Source organism: uncultured Thiodictyon sp. (genome assembly GCF_903946935.1).
In the GTDB taxonomy this organism is placed as follows: domain Bacteria; phylum Pseudomonadota; class Gammaproteobacteria; order Chromatiales; family Chromatiaceae; genus Thiodictyon.
In genome coordinates this window covers 37,699-44,463 of record NZ_CAJAXH010000255.1, presented here as the reverse complement: position 1 = coordinate 44,463, position 6,765 = coordinate 37,699, and the positions used below count along the sequence as shown (strand labels likewise).

6 protein-coding genes are annotated in these 6,765 nt (G+C 67.3%); 2 read left to right on the top strand and 4 right to left on the bottom strand.

Translation table 11 applies throughout. The annotated features are described in order from the left end of the window. Positions 1 to 137 precede the first annotated feature (137 nt). The 3 genes from QZX93_RS22610 to tgt all read right to left on the bottom strand — a co-directional run bounded on the left by QZX93_RS22610 (position 138) and on the right by tgt (position 4,494). Entirely contained in the window at positions 138 to 1,799 is a 1,662-nt protein-coding gene (locus QZX93_RS22610) for an SUMF1/EgtB/PvdO family nonheme iron enzyme (RefSeq protein ID WP_295385983.1), read from the bottom strand. 213 nt (positions 1,800 to 2,012) lie between these two features. Then, the gene (locus tag QZX93_RS22605) at positions 2,013 to 3,230 is read right to left on the bottom strand and encodes an FtsX-like permease family protein (RefSeq protein WP_295385982.1); all 1,218 of its coding nucleotides are present in this window, start codon (positions 3,228 to 3,230) and stop codon (positions 2,013 to 2,015) included. A 142-nt stretch (positions 3,231 to 3,372) separates the two neighbouring features. After that, on the bottom strand, positions 3,373 to 4,494 hold the full coding sequence (gene tgt / locus QZX93_RS22600; protein WP_295385981.1) for a tRNA guanosine(34) transglycosylase Tgt: 1,122 nt from the start codon (positions 4,492 to 4,494) through the stop codon (positions 3,373 to 3,375). Between the two features lie 127 nt (positions 4,495 to 4,621). On the opposite strand from tgt, the gene msrA reads away from it, so the two are divergent. Further along, entirely contained in the window at positions 4,622 to 5,158 is a 537-nt protein-coding gene (gene msrA / locus QZX93_RS22595) for a peptide-methionine (S)-S-oxide reductase MsrA (RefSeq protein ID WP_295385980.1), read from the top strand. 140 nt (positions 5,159 to 5,298) lie between these two features. Continuing rightward, positions 5,299 to 5,697 carry a transposase gene (locus QZX93_RS22590; RefSeq protein WP_295385978.1) on the top strand — a complete coding sequence of 133 codons (399 nt, stop codon included), beginning with the start codon at positions 5,299 to 5,301 and terminating at the stop codon, positions 5,695 to 5,697. Here the strand turns inward: QZX93_RS22590 and ugpC are convergent. Further along, positions 5,627 to 6,760 carry a sn-glycerol-3-phosphate ABC transporter ATP-binding protein UgpC gene (gene ugpC / locus QZX93_RS22585; protein ID WP_295385976.1) on the bottom strand — a complete coding sequence of 378 codons (1,134 nt, stop codon included), beginning with the start codon at positions 6,758 to 6,760 and terminating at the stop codon, positions 5,627 to 5,629. The two genes, QZX93_RS22590 and ugpC, sit on opposite strands and share 71 nt — an antisense overlap. Positions 6,761 to 6,765: the final 5 nt, after the last annotated feature.

Genomic DNA, 6,765 nt, shown 5'->3' with positions numbered 1-6,765 from the left:
GTTGTTTCTCGGTGATATCCACGGGGGCGGCGGTGCAAAGGGGCATGGCGAACAAACTCAAGCAGCGGGAAGTTGACGTGTTCAGCATGATAACGAACACAGCCCGCAAGCGGTGCCAGAATTTTCACTCTGCAGCACTAGGGGCCGGGATCGAGCTTTAGCAGCTCGGTCTGCCAGCGCGACTTGTCGGCCGCCCCGCTGGTGCGGTAATCCGCCAGGTGGCGGGCGAACAGTGCCGCATAAGGGATCAGGTAGGCGTTGTCCTTGGCCTGCAATTCGGCCTCGACCACCTTGAGTTGGCTCTCGATCTCGGCCGCGTTGTAGTCGCGCCCGACCATCACGACCATGTCGCCATAATACGAAAGGCTATTGGCCATCGCCTGTTCGATCTCGGCGAGCATGCCGTTCCATTTGTCCATCTTCTCGGTGAGTGCGGCGCGCGCCTCGGCGACCAGCTTGGCGCCATTGCGAGCCCCCTTCGCCTGCTGGCTGAAGGTGTCGAAGTTGCTCTGGGCCAGGCCCATCAGACCCCGCAGCACCTCGGCGCGTTTACCGTCGGTGACCACCCGTTTGCCCATGAAGGCGCCCATCCGCAGCAGGGCGCGGACGGTGCGCTCGCGCGCCTCATTGACTCCCGCGTTGGCCTGCTCGACGTTGCGCTGGATGAGTTCCAGGCGGGTGCGCAGGGCCTCGTCCTGGGTCTTCTGCGCGAGCGCCTGCAGCTCGGCCAGGGCCTTGTCCGAGTCCGCCCGCACGTCACCCGTCCCATTGAGGCTCGGTAGCTCTGACCAGGATTCCTTGATCGCCTCCAAGCGCCCCGACGAGACGATGACCGGGGCCGTGACCACCAGGCGGAACCCCAGACTGTCCAGTGACTTGGCTCGTCCGGTGGTGGCATTGAAATAGTTGTACTCCTGCCGCACGGCGCTGCCCAGTTGGCCCGGCGGGGTCAGATAGTCCCCGCCGCGACTGACGAAGCCCCCGGGCTGACCATGGGAGCGGCCACGCCGGTCCAGATGGAAGGGGGCGAGTGTCATCTCGGCCGCATTGCCAAGCATGTCATAGAGCCCCAATGGGTTGGGCTTGAGCAGTCCGGTCGGGTGCAGTTCGCCGGACGCCGAACCGCTGCTCTCGTGCCAGGCATAACGGGCCAAGTCACCCTCCGGCATGGGAAACACGGGCGCGAGGAAGTCCGCCTCGTCCACTGCCAGGCCACCGCGGGCGGCGAACTCCCATTCCTCCTCCGTCGGCAGGCGCAGAAAGCCCGGCTCCTGATCCTCGTGCGGCAGGGCAGTGGGGGCTTGGGTGAGCAGCCACTCGGTATAGCGGCGGGAGAAGTCCACCGCGTCGAACCAGGTCACGCCGGTTACCGGCAGGCGCCCGCGCATCGATGGCGTCGGGCAGGCCTCTTTGGTGAGTGCGGTATATTGGTCGCGAGTGGTCTCGTATTTGGCGATGTAATAGCGGCGGGAGGCGCCACCCTGTTCACTGAAGGCCCCGGCCAGGTGACTCAGGCGCCGGCCCTCCTTATAGCCGCGCGCATCCTCGCTTTGCCCGAGTTCCACCGGGCGATCGTCCAGCAGGCCGGCACCCGGTATCTCCACCGGCCGAAAGGCCATGGCCCCCCCACAGGGGAGCGGCAGGATCAGGTCCCCGGTCGCCGGGGCCGGGTTGTAGAGCTTCTCGGGCCAGGTGATGGTCGGTGCCGGTGGGGCGGTGGGTGCCGGCGGCTCGGCGCGGGCCTGGAGCAGGGGCAGCCACGCAGTGGTGATGAGGCCAAGGACGACGATTGTCCGCAAATGAACGCAAATGAACGCAAATAAATGAATGGCGAACGGCGATCTTTTGATTTTCGCATGTTCATTCAGGCCATCCGTCGGCGGACGCCGTGCGGCGATGCCTGGCCAATCCAGACCAGGTGCCGCCGAATAGGTCGCATGACGGGTTGGTCGGTGCGACCGCCAAAGTCCTAATTTGCGTTTATTTGCGTTCATTTGCGGACAATCACTCCTTCAAATATCGCGTAAGCCTTCAGCGGGTGCAATGCGCGCGGCGCGCCACCCGGCCCAGGCGGCCGCCGCGGCGGCACCGAGCAGGGTCGCGGTGAGTGCGAGCAATAGATGGGATGGCAGCAGCCGACAGATCGACTCACCGGGACGCAGGCTGTCGGCAAACCAGGAATTGAGCGCCACGGCCACCGGCAGATAGGCCAGTAGCGCAGTCGCCGCACCCAGCAGGGCCACCAACACCGCCTGAGCGACTGGAAACAGGATCAGACTGCGGGTGGGGAAGCCGATCAAGCGGACCACCGCCAACTCCCGGCGCTTGCGCTCCACGTTGGCCAGCAGATTGGCCGCGAGCGAGGCGAGGAAGCCGAGGCTGCCGATCAAGGCGATCAGCCAGAACACGCGCGAGAGATTGCGGTCCAGTCCCTGCATGGCGGCGATCTCCACCGCCGCCGTGCGCACCTCCACGCCGTCCGCCGCCAGGTCTGCGGCCAGCCCGGCCACCGCGTAGATGCTCGCCGCATAGAGTCGGAAGCGGGCGAAGCGGCGTGGCCCGGTGCGCGGGGCGGCACCCTCCCAGCCCAGCGCCGGCACCGCCGAGCCATCCCGATAGTCCTCGGTGGCGACCAACAAGGCGAGCGGGACCAGTGCCGCCTCCTCCCCCAGCGCGCCCTCCGGCAGGACGCCGGTGACGACCACCTCCCACACCGCATTCTCGTCACGCCCCTCGCGCCGGCGGTCGATGCGCGCGACCAGGTGGTCGCCTGGCTGGGCCCCCAGCTTGCGGGCGGCGCTGGCGGACAGCACCAGTTCGGCGAGCCCGGTCGGCGCCTTCATGCCCTCGGCGAGCAGCGGGTCGCCCGCCCCGCTGGGGATCATGGAGAGCACCCGCAGGTCGTGCCCGGTGGCCGGGTTCAGCACCCGGCTCAGGCTCGCGGCGATGCGCCTGGTATTGGGGATGAGGAAGGCCACGTCCGCCCGGGCGCCGATCCGGTCGAACCAGGCCTGTTCATATTCCCGGCTGCCCACCGGCTGGACCTCCCGGTTGGTGGGGGACTGGACCAGCCGCTGGGCCAGGGTATCGACCAGCCCGAACTTGAGCCCGAACAGGATCAGCAACGGCGCCAACACCGCCATCAGTGCCAGCACGAAGCACAGCGAGATGCGTCGCTCATGGGCGAAGTCGCGATAGGCCAGGCGTAAGATTTCAGGGGTTGGGCGCATACGCATCTCGTACTGTGTCGTTACCGTGAAAGTCGCGCCGGGGGCGCGCTCCACTTCCCCCTCTCCCTCTGGGCGGCGGCGCTGCGGCCTGGTCCAATCGTACTCGCTCAAGCTCCTCAGGTCATGGTGGACCGCGTCTTAGTCAAGCGTCCGACGCGCCGGAGGTCCCTGCGGCGCGCAGGCGCCGGAATTCTGCAACGAACATCTCGAGCGTCCCGGCCGCGATGGCGGCGCGCAGACCCCGCATCAGGGTCTGGTAATAGTGCAGATTGTGGATGGTGTTGAGCCGGGCGCCCAGGATCTCGTGGCACTTGTCCAGATGATAGAGATAGGCCCGGCTGTAGTTGCGGCAGGTGGTGCAGTCGCACAGTGGGTCCAGGGGGCCCGGGTCGGTGCGATGTACGGCGTTGCGGATCTTGACCGTGCCCTGGTGGGTGAAGAGCCAGCCGTTGCGGGCATGCCGCGTGGGCATGACACAGTCGAACATGTCGATACCGCGGCACACCGCGGCGACGATGTCCTCCGGGGTGCCGACACCCATCAGATAGCGTGGCCGGTCGGTCGGGAGTTTATCGGAGAGGAAATCCAGCACCCGCAAGCGGTCCTCCTCCGGCTCGCCCACCGAGAGCCCGCCGATGGCATAGCCGTCGAAGCCGATCTGCGTGAGGCCGGCGAGCGAGCGCTCGCGCAACGATTCGTGCATGCCCCCCTGGACGATGCCGAAGAGCGCCGATGGGTTGTCGCCGTGGGCCGCGCGGGAGCGGATCGCCCAGCGTAGCGACAACTCCATGGAGGCGCGGGCGGTCTCCAGATCGGCGGGGTAGGGCGTACACTCGTCAAAGATCATGACGATGTCCGACCCCAATGCGCGCTGCACGGCCATCGACTCCTCCGGCCCCAGGAACACCGGGCTGCCGTCGATGGGCGATTTGAAGCGCACCCCGGCCTCGGCGATCTGGCGCAACTCCCCCAGACTGAAGACCTGGAAGCCGCCGGAGTCGGTGAGGATGGGGCCTTCCCAGTGCATGAAGCGGTGCAGGTCCCCATGGCGGCGGATCACCTCCACCCCGGGGCGCAGCATCAGATGGAAGGTGTTGCCGAGCACGATCTGTGCGCCCAGTGCAATAAGCTCCTCCGGCGTCATCGCCTTGACCGTGCCGTAGGTGCCGACCGGCATAAAGGCGGGGGTCTCCACCGTGCCGCGCGGGAAACGCAGACGGGCGCGCCGGGCCAGGCCCTGGGTGGCGATCAGATCAAATTCCATGGTGTACTCCGGGGCGGTGCGGGGCCACATTGTGCCAGTCGGCGGCGGCCCGCGGCCAGCCGTCGATTGAATTGCGTGTGCCGCACCGGCACCTGACAGAAAACAACACGGTGAGAGGACAGGAGCGATGGCGAGCGAGACGGCAACCCTGGGCGGCGGGTGTTTCTGGTGTGTGGAGGCGGCCTTTCTGGGCCTGAGAGGGGTCCAGGCGGTGGTCTCCGGCTACGCCGGCGGCCCCCAGCCGAACCCCAGTTACCGGCAGGTCTGTACCGGCAGCACCGGCCATGCCGAGGTGATCCAGGTCACCTTCGACAATACACTGATCGACTATCGGACGCTCTTAGAGGTCTTTTTCACCGTCCATGACCCCACCACACTCGACGCCCAAGGCGCCGACGTGGGGAGCCAATACCGCTCGGTCATCTTCTGGCACAGCGAGGCACAGCGCGCGATTGCCGAGGACCTGATCGCCCACCTGACGCGCGAGGGCGTCTGGCACAACCCCATCGTCACCGAGGTCGCCCCGGCCCCGACCTTCTACCCAGCCGAGGACTGTCACCAGGACTATTACCGCCGCAACCCCAACCAGGGCTATTGCCAGGCCGTGATCTCGCCCAAGCTGGCGAAGCTGCGCCAGAAGCATCGGGCATTACTGGTGACGTGATCGGCGCGCGCGGCCCGCGCTGATGACACCGCTGCGCGCCCCGCCCTCGTGACACCGCTGCGCGCCCCACTCTCGTGACACCGCTCCAGAGATTGTGAAAGTATTCGGAACGTGGTCGGCGTCTGGGGTACACTGTCCGTTTGGAACTGCTCGGGTTCAGCAACGCGGGCGGGACGCTGCGCTGCGGCCAGCCGGCGTTCGCCCCGAGGGCCCTGCTCAAGCTCTACATCGCCGGCGACGTGGATCGGGTGCATAGTTCGCGGCGTCTGGCGCGCGAGTGCCGCCGCAATCTGGAGCTCATCTGGCTGCTGGAGAGCCTGACCCCCAGCTACCGCACCATCGCGGAGTTCCGCAAGATCAACGGTGTGGCGTTGCAGGCGGCCTGCAAGGACTTCATCTGTCCAGCCGCGGCATGGCGGCCCCCAGGCCGCGACGGGCTGAGGCGACGACCCTTGCCCGCAGCGACGATCAGGCCCGCTCAGGCAGGCGAGCACCGGTATCCGGGTGAAAGAGGTGGAGCGCTGAGAGCTCAAACGTGAGTGAGAGCCGCTGACCCGCGGTCACTGCCGCCGCTGGATCGAGCCGGGCGATGGGTCGCGGCCGGTCGGCGGTCAACTGCGCCAGGGCGGGCGGCAGCGCCAGGGTCGACGGCCCCAGGTCGAGATGCACGAAGACCTCGGCGCCCAGCCATTCGACCAGGTCGACGGTGCAGTCGAACACCGCCGCGCGGTCGGAGCTGGGCAGTTCCAACTGCTCCGGTCTTAGACCGACGATCACCGGACCGTTCGCACCCCCAATCCGCGCCCGCTGCGCGCTATCCAGCGGCAGTTCGGCCATCGGCAGGACGAGCCGATCGGCGGTGAGGCGCCCCGGCAGGAAGTTCATCGCCGGCGCGCCAATGAATCCGGCCACAAACAGGTTGGCGGGTCGGTGATAGAGCTCACGCGGGGTGCCGATCTGCTCGATCGCCCCGCCGCGCATGATGGCCACCCGATCGCCCAGGGTCATCGCCTCGGTCTGGTCGTGGGTCACATAGAGGGTGGTGGTGCCGAGCCGCTGCTGTAGCCGGATCAGTTCGGCGCGCATCAGGGTCCGCAGTTGGGCGTCCAGATTGGACAGTGGCTCATCGAGCAGAAAGACCTTGGGGCGGCGCACGATCGCCCGCCCCATGGCGACCCGCTGACGCTGGCCGCCGGAGAGGTTCGCCGGTTTGCGCCCCAGCAGATCCGTGATGACCAGCAAGCGGGCGGTCTCCGCCACCCGCGCCGCGATCTCGGGCGCGGGCAGACCGGCCAGCTTCAAGGGGAAGGCCAGGTTCTCGCCCACGCTCAGGTGCGGATAGAGCGCATAGCTCTGGAACACCATCGCCATGTCGCGGTCCTTGGGGTCGACACCCCGCAGGGAGCGGCCATCCAGGCGAATCTCTCCGCCGGTGGGCTCCTCCAGGCCCACGATCAGGTTGAGCAGGGTCGATTTGCCGCAACCGGAGGGGCCGACGAGGATGAAGCGCTCGCCGTCGTGGACGGTGAAGGTCGCCTCCCGCACGGCGGTCGCGCCGTCGGCAAACTGTTTGCTTACCCGCTCGAGGGTTATCTCAGCCATCTTGG